Here is a 3,052-nt window from a genome sequence, read left to right on the forward strand (position 1 = left end):
CTGACGGACACGCAAAGCGAAGGAGATGATGCTTGGCGAGACGGCGACTGGTGAGCCTGGAAATCTGGGCGAGGCATTATGGCGCGCCGCTCGATGAGCGCGAGATCGCGCGTCATTATACGCTGACCAGCGACGACCTGGAAATTGTCGGCCGCCGTCGCGGCGATGCCACCCGGCTCGGCTATGCGATGCTCATGCTATATATGAGATGGCCTGGCCGTGCGCTGGAAGCGGGCGAAGTCCCGCCCGCTCCTGTGCTCGCCTATGTGGCGCAGCAACTCGGCGTCGCGCCGGCAGCCTTCGCGGATTATGCCCATCGGGACCAGACCCGTCGCGAGCATCTCGTCGAAATCCGACGATCGCACGGGTTCAGGATTTTTGACCGCAACGCTTTCCGTGAAGTTGTCGCCTTCTCGGTCCCAATCGCGCAGACCATCATACACCCCGGCCAGATGGCAGACGTCATCGTCGATGAACTCCGGCGCCTGCAGATCCTCCTGCCTTCTCCGTCGATTCTCGAAGCGGTGCTGCGGCGGGCGCGCCAGCAAGCCGAACAGCTTACCTATGAAGTGCTCACGAATGGCCTGCTGCCTGACACCCTTCAGGGCCTGGACGATTTGCTGGCCCGACGACCGGGGCAGGTCGCGACATGGCTATCCTGGATGCGCAATGCGCCACAATCGCCGGCAGCGCGCAACATCCTGCGCCTGATCGAACGGCTCGCCTATATCCGCGCGCTGGGCCTCGATCGCGCCCGTGCCGACATGATCCCGGCTTTGACTTTTGACAGGCTGGCGGACGAAGGCAGCCGCATCACGCCCCAGCACCTTGGCGAACTCAATGCCCTACGGAGACATGCAACACTGGCGGCAACCGGCATCCGCCTTGAGGAAAGCCTGACCGACGCGGCCCTGACGATGTTCGACAAGCTGTTGGGGAGCATGGCGCGCCGCGCCGAGAACCGGACTCGCGACAAAGCCCTAAAGACGGTGCGCGAGCTGCAAGGCCATCTCCGGACGCTCACGGGATCTTGCCGGCTCCTCATCGACGCGCGCACCAAGGGCGTGGATTTTCTGGCGCAGATCGAGGCGCTGGACTGGCAGCGCTTCGCCGTGGCCGTCGAGCAGGCCGAAGTGCTCGGGCGACCGGAAACCGTCGATCGCACGGCCGAATTGATCGAGCGGCATCGCACTGTGAAGCTCTTTGCCGGTGCCTTTCTCAACACCTTTGAATTTCGCGGCGCCGGTGCGGTGCAGGGGCTCCTGTCAGCGCTGGCCATCATCGCGGAGCTCTACCAGACCGGCAAAAGGCGCTTGCCTGATCGCGTGCCGCTGCGCTTTGTGCCGTCCGCATGGCGGCCGTTCGTCCTGCGCGATGGCATCGTCGATCGTGCCGCCTATGAACTATGCGCCCTGTCGCAGCTACGTGAACGGCTGCGAGCGGGAGACATTTGGGTCGCGGGAAGCCGGCAGTTTCGCGATTTCGACAGCTATCTCATCCCGCCGGCGACCTTTGCGGCGCTTCACGAGAAGGGGCCTTTGCCGCTAGCCATCGAAACGGATTTCGAGCGCCATATCGAGGAAAGGCGCACCAGGCTCGACACGGCGATCGAACAGGTGACGATCCTCGCGCGTCAGGGCGAGCTGCCCCAGGTGAGGCTTGACGAAAACGGCCTCATCATCTCGCCGCTGAAGGCGGCAACGCCGCCCGCCACCGAGATTGCCCGTCGCGCCGCCTATGATCGACTGCCGCGCGTGAAGATCACCGATCTTCTGCTTGAGGTCGATGCCTGGACCGGGTTCAGCGAATGCTTCATCCACCGGCGTTCGGGTAGGGAAGCCGACGATCGCAATGCCCTGCTTACCGTCATCCTCGCCGACGGCATCAATCTCGGCCTCACGCGGATGGCGGAAACCTGCCGGGGCGCAAGTCTGCGTCAGCTCGCCCATCTTCACGACTGGCATATTAGCGAGGCCGCTTATGGCGAAGCGCTGGGAAGGCTGATCGACGCCCATCGCGCCATGCCACTCGCCGCGCTGTGGGGAGACGGCACCACTTCGTCGAGCGACGGACAGCAATTTCACGCTGGCGGTCGTGGGGCCGCGATCGGCGACATCAACGCACGCAGCGGCAACGAACCGGGCGTCGCCTTCTACACCCATGTCTCGGATCGATATGATCCCTTCGCGAGCAGGGTGATCGCGGCGACTGCCGGCGAAGCGCCTTATGTGCTGGATGGCTTGCTGTATCATCAGACCGGCCTGACGATTGAGGAGCACTACACCGATACAGGCGGGGCATCGGACCATGTGTTCGGCCTCATGCCTTTCTTCGGCTACCGCTTCGCGCCGCGCCTCCGCGATATCAGGGAGCGTCGCTTGCACCTCCTGCCTGGCCAGGAATCTGGCCAGCTGCTCACTGGCATGACGGCCGAGCCGATCGCATTGGGTCATGTCGCCGCGCATTGGGACGAACTGCTGCGGTTCGCCACATCGATCCGCACCGGCACCGTCACCGCTTCGGCGATGCTCCGCCGGCTGTCCGCCTATCCCCGACAAAATGGACTGGCCCTCGCGTTGCGCGAGCTTGGCCGCCTCGAACGCTCGATCTTCATGCTCGACTGGCTGCGCGACATTGACCTGCGCCGGCGCACCCAGGCGGGCCTCAATAAGGGTGAAGCCCGCAATGCGCTCGCCCGCGCGCTCTTCTTCAACCAACTCGGCGAGCTGCGTGATCGGCGCTTCGAGAACCAGACTTATCGGGCATCGGGCCTCAATCTGCTCGTCGCCGCCATCATCCTGTGGAACACCCGCTATCTCGAAATGGCGTTGGCTGACATCGGTACGCCCGACGAGATCGCACGCCACATCGCACCGTTGGGCTGGGAGCACATCTCGCTGACAGGGGACTATAGCTGGAATGTCGAAGATCGCCCAGATCCGGATGCCTTGCGGCCGCTGCGCGCCGTCAGCTCCTTGCTCGCCGCGTGACGTTCGCTATCCGTTCGCCCTTACCGTGCAGTTGCGTCACTTTCGTGTAGTCACCCCCAGAA

At 63.9% G+C, this 3,052-nt stretch carries 1 protein-coding gene; it reads left to right on the top strand.

The features are described from left to right. Window positions 1–32 precede the first annotated feature (32 nt). Window positions 33–2,990 carry a Tn3 family transposase gene (locus tag SX1_RS22010; RefSeq protein WP_026150053.1) on the top strand — a complete coding sequence of 986 codons (2,958 nt, stop codon included), beginning with the start codon at window positions 33–35 and terminating at the stop codon, window positions 2,988–2,990. Window positions 2,991–3,052: the final 62 nt, after the last annotated feature.

Source organism: Sphingobium xenophagum NBRC 107872 (genome assembly GCF_000367345.1).
Classification (GTDB): Bacteria; Pseudomonadota; Alphaproteobacteria; order Sphingomonadales; family Sphingomonadaceae; genus Sphingobium; species Sphingobium xenophagum.